At 70.9% G+C, this 19,824-nt stretch carries 19 protein-coding genes; 9 read left to right on the forward strand and 10 right to left on the reverse strand.

Features of this window, described 5'->3' with window-relative positions; genetic code table 11:
• Nucleotides 1–69 precede the first annotated feature (69 nt).
• Complete coding sequence (locus IEZ17_RS21170) at nucleotides 70–1,167, forward strand: NAD(P)-dependent alcohol dehydrogenase (RefSeq protein ID WP_189302462.1); 1,098 nt, start codon at nucleotides 70–72, stop codon at nucleotides 1,165–1,167.
• Between the two features lie 271 nt (nucleotides 1,168–1,438).
• Entirely contained in the window at nucleotides 1,439–2,755 is a 1,317-nt protein-coding gene (locus IEZ17_RS21175; protein ID WP_189302464.1) for an erythromycin esterase family protein, read from the forward strand.
• Between the two features lie 79 nt (nucleotides 2,756–2,834).
• Here the strand turns inward: IEZ17_RS21175 and IEZ17_RS21180 are convergent, their stop codons facing one another.
• The 3 genes from IEZ17_RS21180 to IEZ17_RS21190 all read right to left on the reverse strand — a co-directional run bounded on the left by IEZ17_RS21180 (nucleotide 2,835) and on the right by IEZ17_RS21190 (nucleotide 5,527).
• The gene (locus IEZ17_RS21180) at nucleotides 2,835–3,521 is read right to left on the reverse strand and encodes a TFIIB-type zinc ribbon-containing protein (protein ID WP_229852466.1); all 687 of its coding nucleotides are present in this window, start codon (nucleotides 3,519–3,521) and stop codon (nucleotides 2,835–2,837) included.
• A gap of 151 nt (nucleotides 3,522–3,672) precedes the next feature.
• A complete protein-coding gene (locus IEZ17_RS21185) occupies nucleotides 3,673–4,044 on the reverse strand; it encodes a hypothetical protein (RefSeq protein WP_189302465.1) in 372 nt (123 codons plus the stop codon).
• Between the two features lie 25 nt (nucleotides 4,045–4,069).
• Nucleotides 4,070–5,527: an AbeC-like domain-containing protein gene (locus IEZ17_RS21190; RefSeq protein ID WP_229852467.1), complete on the reverse strand. Its 1,458-nt coding sequence runs from the start codon at nucleotides 5,525–5,527 to the stop codon at nucleotides 4,070–4,072.
• Nucleotides 5,528–6,114: 587 nt separating this feature from the next.
• Here IEZ17_RS21190 and IEZ17_RS21195 point away from each other — a divergent pair.
• On the forward strand, nucleotides 6,115–6,564 hold the full coding sequence (locus tag IEZ17_RS21195) for a tautomerase family protein (RefSeq protein WP_189302467.1): 450 nt from the start codon (nucleotides 6,115–6,117) through the stop codon (nucleotides 6,562–6,564).
• A 248-nt stretch (nucleotides 6,565–6,812) separates the two neighbouring features.
• The gene (locus IEZ17_RS21200) at nucleotides 6,813–7,124 is read left to right on the forward strand and encodes a putative quinol monooxygenase (RefSeq protein WP_189302469.1); all 312 of its coding nucleotides are present in this window, start codon (nucleotides 6,813–6,815) and stop codon (nucleotides 7,122–7,124) included.
• Between the two features lie 336 nt (nucleotides 7,125–7,460).
• On the opposite strand, the gene IEZ17_RS21205 is transcribed toward IEZ17_RS21200, so the two are convergent.
• Nucleotides 7,461–8,231 (reverse strand): Pr6Pr family membrane protein, encoded by a 771-nt coding sequence (locus tag IEZ17_RS21205; RefSeq protein WP_189302471.1) that lies wholly within the window; start codon nucleotides 8,229–8,231, stop codon nucleotides 7,461–7,463.
• Nucleotides 8,232–8,520: 289 nt separating this feature from the next.
• Nucleotides 8,521–9,723 (reverse strand): AAA family ATPase, encoded by a 1,203-nt coding sequence (locus IEZ17_RS21210; RefSeq protein ID WP_189302473.1) that lies wholly within the window; start codon nucleotides 9,721–9,723, stop codon nucleotides 8,521–8,523.
• 169 nt (nucleotides 9,724–9,892) lie between these two features.
• Here IEZ17_RS21210 and IEZ17_RS21215 point away from each other — a divergent pair, with 169 nt between their 5' ends.
• Nucleotides 9,893–11,719 (forward strand): hypothetical protein, encoded by a 1,827-nt coding sequence (locus IEZ17_RS21215; protein WP_189302475.1) that lies wholly within the window; start codon nucleotides 9,893–9,895, stop codon nucleotides 11,717–11,719.
• 310 nt (nucleotides 11,720–12,029) lie between these two features.
• Here IEZ17_RS21215 and IEZ17_RS21220 read toward each other — a convergent pair whose 3' ends face one another.
• Nucleotides 12,030–12,926: a YwqG family protein gene (locus tag IEZ17_RS21220; protein WP_189302477.1), complete on the reverse strand. Its 897-nt coding sequence runs from the start codon at nucleotides 12,924–12,926 to the stop codon at nucleotides 12,030–12,032.
• Nucleotides 12,927–13,287: 361 nt separating this feature from the next.
• On the opposite strand from IEZ17_RS21220, the gene IEZ17_RS21225 reads away from it, so the two are divergent.
• From IEZ17_RS21225 to IEZ17_RS21235, 3 genes are all read left to right on the forward strand, one after another.
• Nucleotides 13,288–14,478, forward strand: coding sequence for a macrolide family glycosyltransferase (locus tag IEZ17_RS21225; RefSeq protein ID WP_229852468.1), 1,191 nt, complete (start codon nucleotides 13,288–13,290; stop codon nucleotides 14,476–14,478).
• Between the two features lie 695 nt (nucleotides 14,479–15,173).
• Entirely contained in the window at nucleotides 15,174–15,668 is a 495-nt protein-coding gene (locus IEZ17_RS21230; RefSeq protein WP_189302479.1) for a hypothetical protein, read from the forward strand.
• 108 nt (nucleotides 15,669–15,776) lie between these two features.
• Nucleotides 15,777–16,415: a carbonic anhydrase gene (locus IEZ17_RS21235; protein ID WP_189302481.1), complete on the forward strand. Its 639-nt coding sequence runs from the start codon at nucleotides 15,777–15,779 to the stop codon at nucleotides 16,413–16,415.
• A gap of 36 nt (nucleotides 16,416–16,451) precedes the next feature.
• Here the strand turns inward: IEZ17_RS21235 and IEZ17_RS21240 are convergent, their stop codons facing one another.
• The 4 genes from IEZ17_RS21240 to IEZ17_RS21255 all read right to left on the reverse strand — a co-directional run bounded on the left by IEZ17_RS21240 (nucleotide 16,452) and on the right by IEZ17_RS21255 (nucleotide 19,241).
• The gene (locus tag IEZ17_RS21240) at nucleotides 16,452–16,688 is read right to left on the reverse strand and encodes a DUF2180 family protein (RefSeq protein ID WP_159505361.1); all 237 of its coding nucleotides are present in this window, start codon (nucleotides 16,686–16,688) and stop codon (nucleotides 16,452–16,454) included.
• A gap of 75 nt (nucleotides 16,689–16,763) precedes the next feature.
• Entirely contained in the window at nucleotides 16,764–17,621 is an 858-nt protein-coding gene (locus tag IEZ17_RS44190) for an SPW repeat domain-containing protein (protein WP_189302483.1), read from the reverse strand.
• An 88-nt stretch (nucleotides 17,622–17,709) separates the two neighbouring features.
• Nucleotides 17,710–18,255 carry a DoxX family protein gene (locus IEZ17_RS21250; protein WP_189302485.1) on the reverse strand — a complete coding sequence of 182 codons (546 nt, stop codon included), beginning with the start codon at nucleotides 18,253–18,255 and terminating at the stop codon, nucleotides 17,710–17,712.
• 230 nt (nucleotides 18,256–18,485) lie between these two features.
• Nucleotides 18,486–19,241 carry a helix-turn-helix transcriptional regulator gene (locus tag IEZ17_RS21255; protein ID WP_189302487.1) on the reverse strand — a complete coding sequence of 252 codons (756 nt, stop codon included), beginning with the start codon at nucleotides 19,239–19,241 and terminating at the stop codon, nucleotides 18,486–18,488.
• Between the two features lie 123 nt (nucleotides 19,242–19,364).
• On the opposite strand from IEZ17_RS21255, the gene IEZ17_RS21260 reads away from it, so the two are divergent.
• Nucleotides 19,365–19,718 (forward strand): DUF2231 domain-containing protein, encoded by a 354-nt coding sequence (locus IEZ17_RS21260; RefSeq protein ID WP_229852469.1) that lies wholly within the window; start codon nucleotides 19,365–19,367, stop codon nucleotides 19,716–19,718.
• The last annotated feature ends 106 nt before the right edge of the window (nucleotides 19,719–19,824 follow it).

The raw sequence follows: 19,824 nt of genomic DNA on the forward strand, positions 1-19,824 counted from the left end.
GCAGGCCGATCCGCAGGCCGCACCGCGGCTCCTGCTCCCCCACCCCGGCGACCCACACCCAAGGAACCCATGCGTATCCAGGCCGCTCTCGTCGAGTCCCCCGGCGGGCCGTTCACCGTCCACGACGACCTCGTCATCGCCGAACCGCGCCCGGACGAGATCCTGGTCAGAATGACGGCGGCGGGCATCTGCCACACCGACCTCAGCGCCCGGCAGAACTGGCCCGCGGAGCGCAGCCCGATGGTCTTCGGCCACGAAGGCGCGGGCGTCGTCGAGGCCGTGGGCGACGAGGTCACCACCGTCCGCCCCGGCGACAGCGTCGCTCTGAGCTACCGCAGTTGCAGCACCTGCGGGCAGTGCAGCACCCGCCACCCGGCCTACTGCGAGACCGGCATCCTCGCCCTCAATGCCAGTGGCGCGCGGCCGGACGGCACCTCTCCGCTCGCCCGTGCCAACGGCGACACCGTCTACGGCAACTTCTTCGGCCAGTCCGCCTTCGCCAGCCACGCCATCGCGCACCGGAGCAATGTCGTCAGGGTCCCCGCCGACCTGCCGCCCGCGATCGCCGCGCCGCTCGGCTGCGGCGTCCAGACCGGTGTCGGTACGGTCCTCAACGTGCTGCGTCCGCCCAAGGGATCGACCGTGGCGGTCTTCGGCACCGGCAGCGTCGGCCTCAGCTCCGTCATGGCCGCGGTCGCCGAGGGCTGTGCCGTCATCGCCGTCGACCCGCTTCCGGCCCGCCGCGCCAAGGCCCTGGAATTCGGCGCCAGCGCGGCCGTCGACCCCGCCGCCGGCGATGTTGCCGAGGCCGTCCGGGACCATTCCGACGGCGGGCCCCACTACGCCGTCGACACCACCGGACAGGCCGAGGTGATCTCCCAGGCCATCACCGCGCTGCGCCGGCGCGGCGCCCTGGCCCTGGTCGGCATCGGGGGCCGGGCCACGTTCGACATCATGACCGTGATGACCAAGGGCCTCCAGATCCACGGAGTGATCGAAGGCGACGCCCGGCCTGCCGAGTTCATCCCGCACCTCGTCGCGCTCCACCGCGAGGGCAAGCTCCCCCTCCACGACATCATCACCGAGTTCCCCTTCGCCGAGATCGAGAGCGCCGCACAGGCCGCCTCCGCCGGCGAGGTCATCAAACCCGTGCTCCGCTTCGCCTGAGACCGCGTCACATGCCGGGCACCCGGTTGCGCGCGGCAGCCATGCCGGCCAGGAAACTCGACGGCGTGTGCGCGCAGCCCGGTGCTAGGTTTCGCCCATGGCAGTAGGCAGCCTTTTCCTCTGACGAGGTTCTTCGGCAGACGCAGCACACCGCCGGCTCGGTAGCCCGGTGTCGGCTGCGCCTGCGCGTCCGCCCCGTTGCTGCGTCCGCGCACCGCGGACGATCAGCCGTCCTGAACCTCCGTGCGGAGAAACGAGAATGAGCTCTTCCATGTCCGACCAGCCTGCTTCCTCGACGTCCCCGGAACCCCACGATGCACTCGCCGACTGGTTCCGCGCGCACGCCGCCACCCTGACCACCCTCGATCCGCTCCGCCCCGTCGACGACCTGGAGCCGCTCCGGGAGATCGTCGGCGATGCCCGTATCGTCGCCGTCGGCGAGAGCGCGCACTTCGTCAAGGAGTTCTCCCGCGCCCGCCAGCGGGTGCTGCGCTTCCTCGCCGAGCGGCTCGGGTTCACCGTCTTCGCCTTCGAATTCGGCTTCAGCGAAGCCTTCGCGCTCGACCGGTGGCTGCACGGCGAGGGGGCGGACACCGATCTCGCCCAGGTCAGCCGGGCCGCCGCCGACTGGGGTGCCGCCGACCTCATGGGCTGGCTGCGGCACCACAACCTCACCAGCGGCCATCCGCTGCGCTTCGCGGGAATCGACCTGCCCGAAGCCGGCGGTGCGCTGCGGCCCGCCCTGGACCCCGTTGCCGAGTATCTGCGCGAGGTCGACCCGGACGCCCTGCCGGTCCTCGAAACGGCCCTGGAGATCAGCGACCGGTTCCTCAAGGGCCTCGGATCGGGCGCCGCGGCGGGACCGGCATGGGCCCGCCTCGACCCCGCCGACCAGAACGCGCTGACCACCGCGCTGGCCCGGCTGCTGCTGCGCATGCGCGCCGTCGAACCGCTCCACGTGGCACGCAGCAGCCGGCGCCGCTACGACATCGCCCGCCGCCGGGTGGAAGCGGCATGCCACACCGACTACATGTACCGGGCGATGAACGCGATGCTCTGCGGCCAGGGCATGGACGCGGACCTGTCGGTGCGCGAGGTGTACATGGCCGAGTCGGTGCGCTGGCACCTGGAGCGCGCGGAACCGGGGGCGAGGATCGTCCTCGCGGCGCACAACAACCACATCCAGAAGTCGCCGCTGGAGTTCGGCGGTTCCCTCACCGTGCTGCCCATGGGCCACCATCTGGAGCGGGTGTTCGGCCAGGACTACCGCACGCTGGCCGTGACCCACACCGCGGACCATGTGCCCGAGATGTATCCCGACGAAGCGAGCAGGGTCGGCTTCACCCTCGGCGACGCCCCTCTGGAACCTGCCGAGTCCGGCAGTGTCGAGGCCGCCCTCGCCGAGGCGGGGCTCGCCGACCAGATCACCCTGACCGATCTGCGCGCCTCACCGCGGGATGGTCAGGGCAGGCCGCACCTGAACCGCATCCGGACACAGAGTGTCAGCGTGACGACGCCGATTCCCACGGCGTTCGATGCCGTACTCGCCGTCCCGACGGTCACCCGGGACGGCTCGGTGCGCTTCTGACGCCCGGAGCGCGGGCGGAGGCTGTCGTTCCGGAAGCCCCGTCCGCATGCGGGGTGCGCGAGCGGCCGGCGGCGGGCGGTCACCGCTCGGTGATGTCCGCACTGACGATCTCGCCGCCGGACACCGTGTAGGTGCCGCGGAACACCTTCGTCGACCCGTCCGTCTGGGTCGCGTCGATCACGGCGGTGACCTCTCCGACGCCCTCGGCGTTCACCGCGCTGACGTCGATGTTCGCCGTCGTGTCGTACCCGGCCACCCAGTCCGTGTACGAGGCGCCGCCGATGTTCTTGCCACCGAGTTCCCAGGCCGCCCCGAACTCCTTGTTGTTGATGTCCCGGTAGAACTGCTCCACCACCGCGCCGGCGTCGTCGGGAGTCGGTGACGCGTCCGGTGAGGGGGCGTCCGGTGAGGTGTACGGAACGGTGGGGGTATCGCTGTAGCCGGGCGTCGCGGGGTCGGTGCCGGGGTCCGGGGGCGGGGTGGTCCACGGGGTGACGTCGACCGTCCGGGGCGATGCTTCCGGGGCCGCGTGGAGCAGCATGTAGGTCGCCACCCCGCCCCCCGCGAGCACGGCCGCCAGCAGCCACAGCAACCAGCGCGGGAGGAGGGTGGGCCCGACGCGGACGTAGTCGTCGTCGGATGCCGGACGAGGCCGACCGGTGCCGTACTGCGCGGCGTCCTGGCGCGGCATCCCGCAGTGCGGGCAGAAGGTCGCGGCGGTGCCGTTGAGGTCCGCGCCGCAGCGCATGCAGGATGGCATGGTCATCTCCCCCGGCGTCCTGGTGTTCCGGCGTCCCTCACATCCCCGCGTCCCTGGTGTTCCGCTGCCCCTGGCGTCCCGACGGCTTCGGTGTCCCGGTGGCTTCGGCCTCCCCGAGCCTTCGTGCCCTCGGATCCCGGCCCGCGCCTCGTGCCGCCTACAGCCCGCGGATCGCCTCTTCGATCGTCACCGCCAGGGAGGCCAGCGCAGTGAATCCCGGTACCGCCTCCACGAGTCCCTTGGCGAACAGCTTCAGCTTGCCCTTGCGCGGCGCCTCCGCCGTGACCTCCTCGCGCGCGTCCTCCGCGGCCTCGATCAGCTCGCCGCGGTCGGGGTGACCGGACCGGCCGAGCTCGTCGATCAGCCGGGACAGCAGCTCGCCGATCTCCTGAGGCGACGGCTGCCGCCCGCCATCCCCCTGGGACAGCCCGCTGTTGTGCACCTCGGCCTGTGCGTTCTTGCCGCTGGCGACGGCGTTGCCGACGACGTTCGAGCCGCCGGTCGCCATGATCCCGTCGTTTCTCCGCATTGCCCTGCCTCATCCTCTTCCGTTGTCAGTCCAGCCTCACCAGGGGGATCTTGCTCAGAATGCTCATCGAGATCCGGGACTTCTCGCCGGTCGCGACCGAGCTGGATTCCACCTTTGCGCCCTGGGTCGCGATGATGCCGTTGTTGATGATGATTTCCTGACGCTGCACCAGTTCGCTCACGTCGATGCCGCGCGCCTGGGCGAATTCCACGAGGGCGTCCAGGACCCGCTTTTCGACCGTCTTCAGCACCATGCCGCAGTCGGCCTTCTGGAAATAGCGGTGGTGCTTGCTGTCCGCTGCCCGCTGCCGCACACTCTGCCGCGCCCCGTAGTCGAACCTCTGGAGACTGGTGATGAGTTTGTACTGCCGCCGCAGCCGCCAGGACAGCCAGTAATCGGGGGAAAATCCCGCTACCGCGCGCACGGGCGAGGCCAGCAGCACGAACGGGGTACTGACCATCGTCTGCGCGAGCAGTTCGAGGACGTCACGTACCGGCGGGCTGGGCATGAGGGTGTCGATGACCCGGTAGCGGTCGAGCAGCGGGCACAGCACCGTCTGAACGGCTTCCACATAGAGATTGGAGTCCGAACGGAAGAAGCGCAGAAAGAGCGAGGTGACCAACTCGCCGCCCCAGCCGGTGGAATGCACCACCAGGTAGGGGCGGGCTCCTTCCTCGGGCGCCCGCTTCAGCTCGTCCATCCGGTCCGGCGAAATCGAGGCGACGGGCCGCCCGAGCGAGGTCGGCAGGAAACGCTTGTCGCCCAGGAGGGTCGCACCGTCGACGAAGAGCCGCTCCTCGATTTCCAGACAGGGCAGGGACAACGCCCCGACGCGCTGGGCGATATGGGCATAGAGGTCCGTCACGTCGAAGTCCCGCGCCGTCACTCCCGCCCCGCTCGCGGTGGTGACGTCGAACGCCAGGGACCACGATTCGAGTTCGTTCCCGTACCCGATGAACGGTGAATAGCCGCTGTACGCCGTGACGTTCCCGCCGGCGTACAGGTCGATCTGACGCAGGCGCGCCGCGATCTCGGGATTGAGCGGCGGGGGCGCCGCCGCGGGGTCGAACCGATCCGGGCGGAGGCTCTGCAAATGGCGCCCGTATTTCGTCGAGAGCTCGAAGGAGAACACCGTCACCCAGGCGAAGAGCAGCATCAGCAGGGTGGCGTCGGGACGTCCGGCCCAGAAGGTGAACACGAAGGCCAGCACGAACAGGGCGGCGAGCAGCAGATCCCGGCTGTGGCGGCGGGCGTTGGCCCGGTAGGCGTGCTGGAGCACCACGGGCACGTCGCATGCCGGGGCCGTCGCCACACCCAGATGGGGCTCGGCGGCGATCTCCCTGATGAGCGACCTGGCGTAGTCGCGATGGAGATACGCGGCAGCGCACAGATACCGGGTCAGATCCCGACCGCCGCCCCAGCGCGGTGCGTTGGCGGCACGGCTGCCCGTGGCGGGCGCGAACGTGGACCCGGTGGACGGCACGGCGGCGGCGTAACCACCGCCCCCGGCAGGCGCGAAGGTCGATCCCGCGGCCGACCCGGCAGCGGAACGGCTACCGGTGGCGGGCGCGAAGGTGGACCCCTTGGACAGGTTCGGCGGAGGCGGTGATGCGCCGGCTGACGGCGACCGCGCCGCGGAGCTCCCGCCGGCCGCCAGGGCCCCGCCGCACTTGGCGCAGACCGTTGCGCCCGGAGGCGATCCCCAGCCGCACTGAGGACACGAAGCAGAAGAGGCAGAAGGCGTCATCACTCCCCCGTGCAGGAGACGAACCCACGATTCTCAAGTGCACCACAAGCGGACTCCGAGGCACCATCAGTGTGCGCCTTGAGGCTGGACTGTTACAGATCGTCGGCACATCACGAGAGTGGCGGCAGGGAGCCAAGGGGGACAGCGTCCTCCCCCCTCATCCTCACCCCCTCGCCTGTACCTACTAGTATGTACGATCTCTTCAGGCGGACGCGAGGGAGCAGCTCGTTCAGAGCACCCACGAGCCGCTGTGGGAGCGCGGCTGCGTCGGCACGAGCCCCCGATCCGCGGAACTCCGTACCACCCGAAAGGAAGCCACCGCCATGCCACTTGTCCGCATCGACGCACTGCGCGCCGACAGCGAACGGCTCACCGCACTCGGCCGCGCCGTGCACGACGCGCTGATCGAGACGATCGGCATCCCGCCCGACGACCACTTCCAGATCCTGGTCGGCCACGACGGCACCAACAGCACACTGCACTACGGCGGTTACTTCGGCATCGACCGCGACGACGACATCGTGTACGTCGCGATCACCCTGCGCTCCGGCCGGACGCCCGCACAGAAGCAGGCGCTGTACCGGCGGATCGCCGACCTGGCCCACGCCTACGCGGGCACCGCGCCCCGCAACGTGTTCATCACCCTCACCGAGAACACGTCGATCGACTGGTCGCTCGGCAACGGGGAGGCGCAGTACGCCACTTCCACCACGTCCGCCGCCGCGGCCGACGGCACGCCGGCACCGGCCGCCGGCACCGCGGCCCGGGAGTGACCACGGACGGCTCGCGGCGTTGTCGACGGTGGCCTCAAGATGCTGTCGGGGTCGGAAACCCGCTCTGCGGCGCCGCGCGGATACCTCGGCGCCGGCAGCACGTGCCCTGTGGAGAACCTTTGGCAGCGGCTCTGACCGCGATTTCGTGAAACCGCGGGTCGGAGCGAGCGATGAAAGATCGTTTACGCTGACTGGTCGTCCGGCCCTCCGCGCCACCGGCGGAGGCTCAACCCACCCTGAGGAGCAAGTTGTTCGACCTCATCGTCATCATCCGGGTCTCCGAGAACACCGACGTCGCCCCAGTTGCCGACGCTCTGTCTCGGATGCGCCCCTTGTGTCTGGCAGAAGACGGGTGCGTCAGCTGGGAGGCGTACCAGTCACACCAGGACCCCGGCCGCTTCGTCCTGGTCGAGCACTGGGCCAGCCGCGCCCACTGGGAGGCTCACGATGCCGGTGACGCCATCCAGGAGATCTACATCCCGGAGATCATGCCGCGCATCGAGCGCGAAGTGCATCCCAGCATGCGCGTGGGTGGCAAGCACGAAGCGGTAGCTGGGTGAGCCTGCCACGTTGTTCGACCGGCCTCGGCGGACGCCCGTGTCCGGGAGCACCCGGCCTTGAGTCAGGAGAACGCGGCGGCGGGGCTACAGGGCGGGCTCACCCAGGGCTCGGCCGGTAAGGATCGAGGGCCCCAACTGCCGCCGTTCCACCACCGGCTGGCTCACGGGACCCACCGCCTCCCTGCTCGCGGAGCACATCAACCGCCTCACCGACGACCCGACTTCGCCACCCGCCTGATCACCGAGGCTCTGTACGCGTCGGACGAAGACTGACGTGCCGCATCCCCCGCGAGAGCCCTCTCGGGCGGCGGTCTTCTCCAGCCGGCGCTCCGGACCTCAAGGCGCTCCAGAAATCCGGCTCCGAGGGCCGCGAAGGTGGGGGCGTATGCGGTCGAGGAGGACGAGGGCGAGGGCCAGAACGTAGAAGGCCAGGCCGAAGACGACGGTGTTGGTGCCGATGCCGGCATAGCCGTGGAGGTCGACGTCGAGGAAGGGGTAGGGGTAGCGGCCGTTGGTGCCCGGGGCGAGGAGGGCGCCGCGGATGAGGGCGAAGGGAAGGTACGAGAGGGGGTAGGCGAGCCACTGCCAGGCGTAGCGGAGCAGGAAGGCGCCGGGAGTGGTGAAGACGACCCAGTCGAGAACGGCGGCGAGGGGGGTCGCGGTGTGGAGGAGTTGGCTGGCGGCCGTTTCGAGAGGGGTTCGGTGGCTGGTCATGGAGAAGCCACTGGAGTCGTTCGACAGTACGAAGTGGAAGACGAGCCCTGTGATGCAGATGTAGAGCAGCGCTGCGCCGGTGATCCGCGGGGAGAGGGCCGTCCGCCCGGTCCAGGCGCGGTGGGCGGACCAGGCGAAGATGACGGCCAGCAGGATGTTGGACTGGATCGTGAAGTAGCTGAAGAGCCGGCCCGGGTCGTGCGAGGCGATCGTGTCCAGGACGATGCCGGTGACCGCCGTGAGGGCCGCGAGCGCGCGGAAGGCCGCCGCCACGGGGCGGCGGCCCCGGGAGGAGGGCGCGGGGGCGGCGTCCGCGTCGAGCACGCCGGACGGGGCCATGGACTCGGTGCAGGCAGCAGAAGCCGTGGAGGTGGGGGGTGTCGAATCAGGCATTGGTCCACCGTACGGCCCGGGTCCCAGGCGACCTCCCCGGACTGCCGGGTCAGGCGCAGGGCGCGAGGGCGAGGAGCATGGCCAGGGGTGGGCACTCCGTCATCCGGTCACCTCCAGCTCAGCGGACCACCCGAACCCGGTGAAGCGGATGTGAGCGAGAGGCCCCTCCCGGAAGGCGGCCGGCCGGCCATGACCCGCGAGGACCGGATCCGCCGCCACGACGGTTGCGCAGGCCCGCAGGACCATCGGTGGTCTCCCCGGTCTCCCAGGATCCCCGGTGGGGCCGAGCTCAGCGCTTGGGCCAGTACCAGAGGGGTTCGTCGAGCAGGCTGTGGCGGCCGGCGACCTCCGTTTGCCCGAAGTCCTTCGTGAGCTCTGTGGAGTTGACGTCGAGACGATGCCGGGTCGCCCCCTCGGTGAGGGCGTCGGCGAGCGGGCGGGCGTGGGTGACCACGATGATCTGGGTGTCCTTCGTCGCGGTGAGGACCAGCTCGGCGAGCGGCCGGATCAGGTCCGGGTGCAGACTGGTCTCCGGCTCGTTCAGGACGAGCAGCGCGGGTGGGCGCGGGGTGAGCAGCGCGGCTGCCCACAGCAGATAGCGCAGCGTGCCGTCGGACAGCTCGGCCGCGGTCAAGGGGCGCAGCAGCCCGTGCTGGCGCAGGGCCAGTTCGAACCGACCGCCGTGGTCGGCGATCTCGACGCGACTGCCCGGGAACGCCGCGTCCACCGCCGCGTCCAGGGCCGCGGTGTCCCCGGTCTCGCGGATCGTCTGGAGCGCGGCCGGCAGGTCCGAACCGTCGCCGCTGAGCACCGGCGTGCGGGTGCCGATGCGGGCGGCGCGGGCGGGTGCGTGCGCGTCGGTGCGCACATGGTCGTAGAACCGCCAGGAGCGGATGAACTCGCGCACCGCCAACACGTCCGGGGCGCGCTGCGGGTCGGCCAGCTCGCCGAGCATGCTGTCGTACGGGCGCAGCGCGGCGTGCGTCCGCGACCAGGCGGAGTCCGCGCCGCGCACCCGCACGGCGGCGCCCGCGCGCTCGGAGAGGACCGCGGCGGGGCGCAGCACGGGGCCGCTCCAGATGCACTCGCGCTTGATCTCGGGGTCGAGGTTGAACATGGAGGACTCCCCGCGTCTTCCGCCGGGCGCGGGGGCGGGGTGGCCGAAGTCCACGGCGTATCCGAACTCGTCGCCGCCGAAGCCGAGTTGGAGGCTGATCGGAGCCGTGCGCACGGTTGGCTGTACGGGATGGCGGCCCTCGCGCACCGCCCGGCCCGTCTTCTCGGGGCCTGCCCACAGCGCCGAGGGCAGACCGCCCTCCTGCGCGAGCGCGGAGATCGCCCCGCCCCCGGCGGCCTCCGCAAGGAGTCGCAGCGCACGGTACAGGCTGGACTTGCCCGTGCCGTTGGCGCCCGTGACGACGTTCAGCCGGCCCAGCGGGACGACGAGGTGGCGCAGGGAGCGGTAGTTCTCGACGGCCAGTGTGCGAATCATGCATTCCACCCTCGCACACGGGTCTGACAGCGGTCGCAGACCGGAACGTGTCACGAGCTGCCCGTGTGCACGCCGCGACGTACGCGGACGGCACTAATTCCTTCGACACGGTGCGAACCGGCTGGCAGGCTGCGCACATGACCTACGGAATCGAGTCCCACTTCACCCGGTGAGCGCCCAGGAAGAGCGCAACGCGCTCACTCCCCCGCCCGCTCTGTACGACCACGCCCTGCATCTGCTGCGCGAGTCCGCCGATGGAGTCCCGCCCCGGCGCGGCTACTCCGTACCCCGGAAACCCGCAACGGGAGAGGATCTGCTCTCTCCGGAAGAGGCGAAGAATGCCATCCGGGAAGCACTCAGCCCGCTCCCGGACGACCCCGCCACCCTGCATCGCCGCTTCGAACGACTCGGCATTCATGACGGCCACAGGTATCTGATCCAGTCCACCGTCGCAGGACTGCCGCTGCCGGCCGGGCAGTTGGATGTGGCCCGCACCCTGGGACGGCAGCTGATCCGGACGGGGACGGACGCACCCGCCGTCACCGCAGGTCTCGCCCTGCTGGTCCGCCTCGGAGAACCCGAGGACGTCCCGTATCTCTCCGTGCTCGGCCTGTTCCGGCAGTTCACCGGCCCAGCGGTCGACGCACTCGACATCCTCGATCGCCCATCCGCCGCCGTGGTGTGGCTCGCGCGCTACGCTCGCTGTGACGAACTACAGCCACTTGTCCATGCCCTATGGACAGGCAACCGGCAGGCCGTACGCCCGGCGCTGATCGCGTTTCCCACCTCACCCCGCTTCGTCAGCAGCGCGGGCGCCCGCCGGATCGCGGAGGCTTCCCAGCTGCCCGGCCTGCTCGACCAACACCCCTCCGACATGGACCTGCTGGCCCGCGCGGGCAGGCTGCTCGTCCGGATGGGGTGCTCGCGCGACGACCCGGCCGACCTCCTCGCCTACCGCGACGCGCTCAGCGTGTACGACAGCGTCGTCACGCGGTCCGGCCTGCTGCCACCCACCCTCGATAACGCCGCCATGCTGCTGTCGCTGGCCCTGGACCTGAGCAGCGGCACCGGCGTGCTGCTGGACTGGCCGCCCGGACGGCGCGCGACGCTGCTGGACTCGCTCGGACGGCTGCTCGCCGAGCCCCGATGGGCGGTGGCGGGCGTCGGGGCAGGCGAGGCGGACCAGCGGCTGCAAGCCGACTGGATCCGCCGCACCCGACGACAGCCGTTCATGCGCCCGGCCACGCCCGGCAGGCTGCGCATCGAGGTGGTGGCCGGCGACCCTGCGGACCGGGAACCCGTCGAGACACGTGTGCTCGTCGATGGCCTTCCGGTGGTCCCGGCGGTGTTCGGCCGTGGTCCCGCCCACAGCCCCGAGTACCTGCTGGACGACGGTCGGCTGCGGGCCGAGCTGGAGCCTCGCGAGGTGCAACTCGCGGAGGCCTACTGCACCGAGGGGTGCTGTGGCGCGCTCTACGTCACCATCCGGCGCGACGCGGACCAGGTGGTGTGGGAGAACTGGCGCCGGCCGCAGACCATGCCGGGCTCCCGCGAACCCGCACCCGAGCTGCCCGCCTACCGGTTCGATGCCTCCGCCTACGACGCGGAGATCGCCCGGGCGGAGGCCGACCGCTCCTGGTCCTGGCCGGCCCGCACGGTGGCCCGTCTGATCAAGGCGGGACTGATCGAGCAGCCGGAGCTACTGACCCGGTGGGATGCACGCCGAGGCTGGATCGGCAGCGGCTTCGACGACCCGGACACCACGGTGGTGACCTTCCGGTACGTGCCGGGGCTGGCGTCCGGCAGACCGGAACGCGCCGACAGTCCCCTCCAGTTCTGCTGGGTCGTCCCGGACGACGGCACCCCGCCCGAGGCACAGGCCGCCGCCGCCCTCCGCCGGCTGGCCGAAGAGGACCCGAAGTCCTCCGCACGGGTGTGCGGCGGCAGCCGTGAGCGCGCCGAGGAACTCGGGTTCCCCTGGCCTGACAGCGCCTGACCGGCCTCCCTCGTCCCATCGATACGCCCTGAACCGCGTCATCACGTGGACGACCTCGGCCGGCCACGGGCCAAGGCCGTCCGAGGCGTGGCGTTGCCGCAACCGGGCACCATGAGCGTGAGACCAGGCGCCGAGCGAACACGACGTAGCCCACCTGCGGCTGCGCGACATCGTCGGGCAACAGGGCGGCCGGATACCCGACTCCGGCGCCATGGAAGGCTGTTTCGAAGAAGCCGACGGCTGGGAGGAGAACGCCGTCATCGGCCCGTGCTGGAGGCCGTCGAGCCCCGGCGGGTCCGGGGCATGGCCCTCATTGGGTGAAGTACAGAGCCCGGTGCCGCGGGTCGGCGGAGCAGACGTAGATCCCGGCGTCCGCGACGTCGTCCACGCGGAAACCGGTTGCCTCCCGGGCGAGCGTGCACTCCTCCGTCCCCCACACCAGATGCCGTCCCGTCACGGTGCACAGGTACGTATGCGGGTTCTCCGACACGAGCGGCAGGTCCTCGTAGGAGTCCACCTGGAGCAGGAGGACGAGAGGCGCCCTGCACTCGGGGCAGTCCAGGCTCTCGGGCATGTCGCTGGAGGCCCAGGACTTGCTGCCGCCGACCTTCCAGCCGCCCGTGAGGCTCTCCTGCCGGTAGCGGTCGTCGAGCTCCTCCGAGTTCTCCAGCTGCATCCGGAGCCCGGCGGGCAGTTCCTCCCGCCAGGGGTACTCGACGACCGGCTCCGGATGCACGGTGCACGGCCGGGGGACCTCGTCCCACTCCGCGTCCCAGTGCTCCCAGGGATCAGGCTGCACCCCCGGCCCGTGCACGATGTCGCCGGAACGCCGCCAGAAGACCTGGCAGTGCTTGCCCGTGAACTGCGGTTCCGGCAGGCCGTGCGTGTCGGGGCACCACACGATCTGCACCAGGTCGGTGTCCTCAGGGAAGGCGATCTCGGGGACGTCGGTGGCGTACAACTGGGCCACGGACACCATCGGCGTCGATCGTCCGCTCCCGTGGTCCGCGTCCGCGCAGTGCGGCCAGGGCTCGTCCACCGGCCAGAGCATCGGCCCGCCGACGTGACTGTCCCGGATGCCGGGCTCGCCGCGGCGTGGGCGGAGCCCGACGACCGTGCGGGCGAGCGAGGCCAGCCCAGGCATGGCGGCCAGAAGACGGGCCAGGTCGTCCTCGCGCGCGTCGGGAATCTGCGTGGTGCCGGTCACGCGTGCATTCTTGCAGGCACCTCTGACATTGATACGGGCCAAGCCCGGACAAGCCCGACGCCCACAGTGAGTTGACGTGGCGCCCCGTCCCGGAACCAGCTGTTTTCTGTCACCGAAGGTGGACCAGCACCGCACGGCACGCCTGATGAGACACGACGTGTCGGGTGCCGAGTCGCCAGTGGGCGTCTTCGAGCCCTGGATGCGGAACAGCGGCCGGCGTGGGGTGCCTTCGCGCCCCACCGCACCGCGCCGGAGTGTCCCGGGCACCGCGCGCTGCGTTGCTCTGTTGCGCACCGCCGCGTTGCCAAGTTGCGCCCCCCAGCGTTTCCCTGCCGTAGACCTCTACTCAAGGAAGTCCGATATGCCCCGTCCTGCCCATATCGCCATGATCGGCACCCCTATGGTCGGCCATGTGCTGCCCAGCCTGGAGATCATCCGTGAGCTGGTGGCCCGCGGTCATCGCGTGACGTACGCCAACGCCGACCACGTCGCCGAACTGACTGCCCACACCGGCGCCGAGCTGGTCCGCTTGACCTCCACACTGCCGGTCGCCGACAGCGACTGGCCGCAGGATCCCATCGCCGCCGCCTCCCTCTTCCTCGATGAGGCGATGGCGGTACTGCCACAGTTGCACGCCGCGTACGACGACGCCCCCGCCGACCTCTACCTCTACGACATCGGCGCGTACGCGGGCCGCGCGCTGGCCGAGGCGCAGGGCCGCGGCCTCGTCCAGCTGTCACCGATGTATGTGGCCTGGGAGGGTGCCCAGGAAGAGATCGGTGCGGCGTTTTCCGGGCTGCCCGGAGGTCCCACCCACCGAGCGCGGTTCGCCGCCTGGCTGTCCCGGTGCGGTGCGGTGACCACGAGCGTCGAGGAGTTCACAGGTCGGCCGCGGCGGGCGCTGGCCTTGATCCCGCGCGCCATGCAGCCATATGCGGACCGGGTCGACACCACGGCGGTGACGTTCGTCGGCCCGTGCTTCGGCGCCGGCGAGGAGCACGGCGGCTGGATGCGGCCGGCAGGTGCGGAGAAGGTGCTGATGGTGTCGCTGGGCGGCTCGGCGTACCCCAGGCAGCGGCAGATCTACCGGCAGTGTATGGCGGCCTTCGCGGATCTTCCGGGCTGGCATGTGGTGCTACAGGTCGACAGCAGCGATCCGGCCCAGCTGGGGGAACGAATTCCTCCCAACTTCGAAGTGCGGCCGTGGGTACCGCCGTTGACGGTCCTTGAGCAGGTGGACATCTGGGTGACGCACACCAGTATGGGCAGCTGCGGTGAGGGCCTGTACGCCGGTGTGCCGATGATCGCGGTACCGCACGGGACCGAGCAGTGCCTCAACGCCGACCGGCTCGTCGAACTGGGTGTCGCCCGCCGGATCGACGCCGCGGACGTCACGGCGGCGGCACTGCGTACGGCCCTGATGGAACTCATCGGCGATCCACAGGTCGCCGCGCGCTCGGCATGGCTGTGGGCCGAGGTGCGCACCGAGGGAGGCACCCGCCGGGCCGTGGATCTGATCGAGGAGCAACTGGCAGAGGAGCGAGTGGGCTGATAATGCGGGGCCGGCCGACCAAGGAGGCGCTCTCGCCGGAGCACGGACGCCCCATCCCACAGCGATCATTGGTCGGGAAACCGGAGACCAGCAATGGCCGGCAATGGTCTCCGGCTCCCCGGCCACAACCACGGTGACCGAGCGTTTCGGTCGGCCGGTCGAGCGTGTGACGAGCAGCGCAGCGCCGGGCGCCCAGGCGTGTCCGAGGATCAGGCCGCCCGGATACGGCAAGGACCAGTGGCCTCCGGCTGCCGGTCGATCTCCTTGTCTGCTTGCTCGAAGCTGGAAGAGGCTGGTGTCCTTTCGGTGGGGAACGGCGGGGAGACGAACGTTGACCACGATGAGAAGCAGCCCCGTCCGGGGCACGGACGGACCGCCGTCACCCCCGTCGAGGGCCGGACGGAACCGACTGGTGGGTGCGGCGCTGATCGTTCTGTCCCCAACCTCCGCGCTGGCCTGCCATTTCGTCTTCACCACCTGGCTGCCCACGGATCGCGCCCTGTACCAGGAGTACAAGGCGGCCGAGGCGTGCCCCGCCCGCAAGGTGATGCCGAGGTCGGAGGACTGCCTGCGGAAGGTCGACTTCACCGTCGAGGGCACCCGGAATACCGCCAAGGACCTACGAGCGACCCTGCTCGGCCCGGCACCCTTCCCGAGGATGGCCGTGCCGTTCGGCGACCAGGGGCCGGTGCTGAGTGGGCTTCAGCGGGGGGGACCGGGTCACCGGTACCGTGTGGCGCGGCGTCGTCGTGGTGGTCGCCCAGGGGGACTTCCGGCAGAGTTCCGCCGACGCGCCTCGCGACGAACCCCAGATGGCAGCCGCCGTCGGCACGTTCGCGGGGCTGCTGGCGGCGTTGGCGCTGATGTTCGGTGCGGTGCATCCGGCCAGGCCGCGCGATCCCGGATTCTTCACCCGGCGCCCGTACGGCAAGTGGCTGGTCGTCGTCATGGGGGCCGCCTGTGCCGTTGTGGGTCTGTCCGCCGTGTGGGCGGGCCTCCCGTGGTTGCTCGTGCCCACGCTCTGCGGGGCGGTCGTCGCGGTTTCGGCGTGGTTCCTCCACCGCGACCTGCGGCTCGGACGAGTCGGCCGGACCCGACCGGCCGCGAACGCCGGCGACCGCCACGCCTTCCGCGCACTCTCCAGGCTGCGGGAGCGTACCGCTGCCGCAGCAGACACCGGCGACGACTGACGAGGGAGGCCGAATGGGCCGGTGACGCGGACGGGGGCCGCGCTCCGCCTCCTTCGCGTTCCGCCCGTCGTGCGCACAGGGCGCTGCTCGCGGCCGTAAGGTGCGGCCATGGCCGAGACGACCTCCCCCACCCCCCGCGAAGCCTTCGCGCGGCTCCTCGAAGGCAACCAGCGCTTTGTCGCCGGTACGGCCGAGCACCCCAACCAGGACGCCACCCGTCGCGCCGAGGTCGCGCTGGCCCAGCGCCCCTTCGTCGTCCTGTTCGGCTGCTCGGACTCGCGGCTGGCCGCCGAGATCATCTTCGATCGCGGTCTGGGCGACCTGTTCGTGGTCCGCACCGCCGGCCATGTCGTGGGCGCCGAGGTACTGGGCAGCATCGAATACGGGGTCGAGTTGCTCGACTGTCCGCTGGTCGTGGTCCTCGGCCACGACTCGTGCGGTGCGGTCGGTGCCGCCTGTGCCGCACTGGAGGACGGTACGACGCCGGCCGGCTACATCCGGGACGTCGTCGAACGCGTCACCCCCGGTGTGCTGGCGGCACGGTCGGCCGGGCATGTGCAGGGCGACGAGATCGTCGCCGAACACATGCGGCACACGGTCGACTTGCTTCTGGACCGCTCCCGGCTGCTCGCGCGGCGGGTGGCAGCAGGCCGGGCCGCCGTGGTGGGCCTGTGCTACCGGCTGGCCGACGGCAGCGCACAACTCGTCGTGTCCCGCGGCCTCGACACCCCCGCCGGCCCGGCCTGATCCCCCGTGCTCCCCTGGCCACGCCGGTCGGCCGCGTTATCGCGCGCTTCCCTTCGCCTCGGCCGAGTACGCGGGAGTCATGGCGAAGTGGCAGGTCAGACAGGTGAGTTCGCGGGCCGGCCGGGACAGCGTCGACTGGCCGACGCCGGCCAGGTGATGGCCGGGTTCCAGGGCGACATGGCAATGCCGCATGCAGACGCCGACACCGCAGTGGTGGCACACCCCCACGGCATCGACGATCTCCTCGGCCCACGCGCAGTCGAAGCACTTCATGGGACTCACCCACCTCCCGCGCACCTGCACGGACCCTTCTCTTGCAGTGGAACTGTTGCGTGCGGCGATGGTTGCTCACGCAGGGGGCACGTCCTGCCGCCGGCTGGCCGAGCCGACGCGCCATCCGCCGCGCCCGGTGCGGCGCCGCGCCATGACCCACGGCGCTCCGCATGCGATCGCCATGGCTCCGGCCGCGCACAGCGCCGCCGTGCTCTGCGCCAGGCAGCCGACGGTGAGCAGCACCACGCTCACCGCCACCGCCGTACAGGCCAGCACCGCGACGGCCCGGCGACGCAACGCGAGGGCCGGCCGCCGACGCCTCCGGAGGGCATCTCCGAAGGTGCCGAGCAGCAGGGCGAGGTCAGGGTCCTCCGCCAGGAAGCCCTGCTCGATCTCGGCGAGGACCCTTCGGTCACGCATGGGCAGCGTCATGGTCGCCTCCTCCCGGAGCGCGCGTCGCCTTCCGGCCGGAGACCAGGCGTCCGGCTTCTGCCTGCGCCCCGCACCCATCGCCAGGCGCGTGGCCGCCAGTCCGAGGGCCGAGGTCACGGCGCCGATCAAGACGTTGTTCCCGATCGGTCCGGCGCTCGCACGGTGTCCGGCGGTCACGACCCAGGGGGAGATGACCAGCCAGCCGCCGATCACCGCGCAGGTCCAGGTCAGCTGGTACATGCGCTCCGGTGCCCGGGTCAGCCCGAGGCCGATCGCGGTCAGCACCAGGCCGATGACGAGGTTGTTCACCGTCAGTTCGGGACGCGTCGCGTGGAAGTGCACCACCCACGGCGAGATCGCCGCGTACATCCCGGTGAGGAGCACGATCCCGTCGAGGGCGGCGGCTTGGCGTCCGGAGACCGGCCGAGCGTAGCGCTCCCGCATCTCGGCGACGTCGGGATGGCTGGTGATGTCCGTGGTGTGGCGAGAGAGGTCCGACATTCGCATCGCTTCCCCTCGCATGCCTCGATCGACCTCACCTCCAGAATATCATTGCACTCTGCAATGATTCAGGTGCGCGAGGCTGCGGTCACAGGCTCAGGGCGATGGCTGAGCCGACGCCGCCGAGGACGAGGGCCAAGGCCCCCGCACGCCAGCCACCGTTGCGCCACGGGAAGAACCGGTCGAGGGAGAGGGCGCCGGGCCCGATGAGGGTCACGCCGAGCACGACCAGGGTGATGACCATGGGGTATTCGATGCCGTCTTCGGTCGACCACAGGCCGTGCGGCGAGGTGACCACCATCGCATTGATCATTACGCCGACGAGCGCGGCGGCAGCCAAGGGCGTCAGGAGCCCCACGGCCACCCCCAGGCCGCCGAGGAACTCGGAGGCGCCGGCGACGCCGGCGAAGATGGCGCCAGGGTGGTACCCCAGTGCCTCGAAATCCCTGCCGGTGGCCTGGATCCCGTGGCCGCCGAACAGGCCGAACAGTTTCTGGGCGCCGTGGGCGGCCATCAGCAGGCCGACGGGCAGTCGCATCAGCAGCACGCCCACGTCCGCGGGGCGCACGGCCGGCGGTGAGGGGCCTGTCGCTGCGGTGGCATGGCGTGCCGTGGGGGTGGTTGCTCGTTCCATAGCGGGTTCACCTGCACTTCGGCGACGCCCGTTGGCGAACGTCGCGATCGGACGGGCGCCGGTGAGATATGGGGTACGCAACGGATGATGCGTACGCGGCGGGGATCAGACGGGCCCGCGGTCCTGTGAAGTGGTGTGGCCTCCGGCCCGGTCCCCCATACCTTCGATACTTCTCCTTCTGGCGGGAGAGGTCCAGGGGGTAGCGGAAAATTCCGCTGGCGTTTTTCGGGCTACCGCTGTCTTTCGGGCCGGCGGTCACAGGCCGCTTCGACGCCGTCGCCTCCGGTGGCCGATGTGCGGGCGCGCAGCTCGACGCAGCACCGGCCGGAGTGCGGGGCGAGGACGGCGTCGGTGGCGTCGCTGCCCAGGCCCTGGAGATAACCGGCCAGGAAGGCCTGGTTGATGTCGCAGACCACCTCGGGAGCCTTGGCGGCCAGCGGGTGGAACGGGCAGTTGCGCAGCAGAACCAGAGTGGGGGTGCTGCGTTCGGGCTCGAACCCGAACCCGTCGAGCGTCTCGATGGCGAGGCTGAGGCCGCGCTCGGCACCCAGCCGGCCGGGACGTGTCCGGAGGCGTTCGGCGGCACCTATGTTCCTGCCCCGTTCGCCGGCCACGCGCACCGCCGCGTCGTGCGCCGACTCACCGGGGGCCTCGCTGCGCACGGCCTCGGCGAGCAGGTCCGCCAGCAGTTGGAAGCGGCGTTCGGGGACGCTGACCTCGATCGCTTCGGCGGCGGGTTCGTAGAGCTTCGGGTGCCGGCCGACCTTGCGGATGCCGGACGGTGAGGCGTAGTGGGCCCGCAGCAGTCCGGCCGCCACGAGTTTGTCGAGGTGGAACGCCGCCAACTTGCGGGAGATGCCCACCCTGGCGGCCACTTCCTCACGGGTGAGCGGGCGGTGTTCGCGCCGGATGACGTCGAACATGCGCCGCCGCAGCTCGTCGCCCAGGACGGCCAGCGCGGTCAGTGAAGCGTCGTCAAGTCCCACACAGGAACGGTATCGCACAGATGCGTGGGCGTAACTCCTTCCCAGGTGGGCGCGACAGGTTCCCTTGACCTGCTCGCGAAATTTCACCAACAATATTTGGTGAAACAGCTCAGGGAGGCCGCCATGGCTGCGATGCTCGCCGACGGACAGCGACAGGCGAAGCGGCCGGTCAGCGCGCTGCTGACCGGCCCGTACGGGCACCCCTTCCACCCGATCCTGATCACGGTGCCGATCGGGGCATGGGCGGCGAGCCCGGTCTCCGACATCGCATCCCGCATCACCTCCCATCCCGGCTTCCTGGGCCCGGCGGCGATGTGGCCGATCGCGCTCGGCGTCGTCGGCGCCCTGGCAGCCGCGGCCGTCGGGTTCCTGGACCTGTGCGCCATCCCCGCCGCCACCCCGGCCTTCCGGACCGGCCTGCTGCACATGGCCCTGAATCTGGTCGTGACCGGCGCCTACGCCGGCAACTTCGCGTGACGCCCTGCGCAGCACAGGGTCAGCGGCCCGGTGGGGGCCGGGATGCTCGCACTCGCCACCCGGCTGAACACGTTGACGACCTCGGCGCTGCCGGCCGAACCCGTGG

Origin of the sequence: Streptomyces albospinus, assembly GCF_014648695.1 — a bacterium.
GTDB lineage: Bacteria > Actinomycetota > Actinomycetes > Streptomycetales > Streptomycetaceae > Streptomyces > Streptomyces albospinus.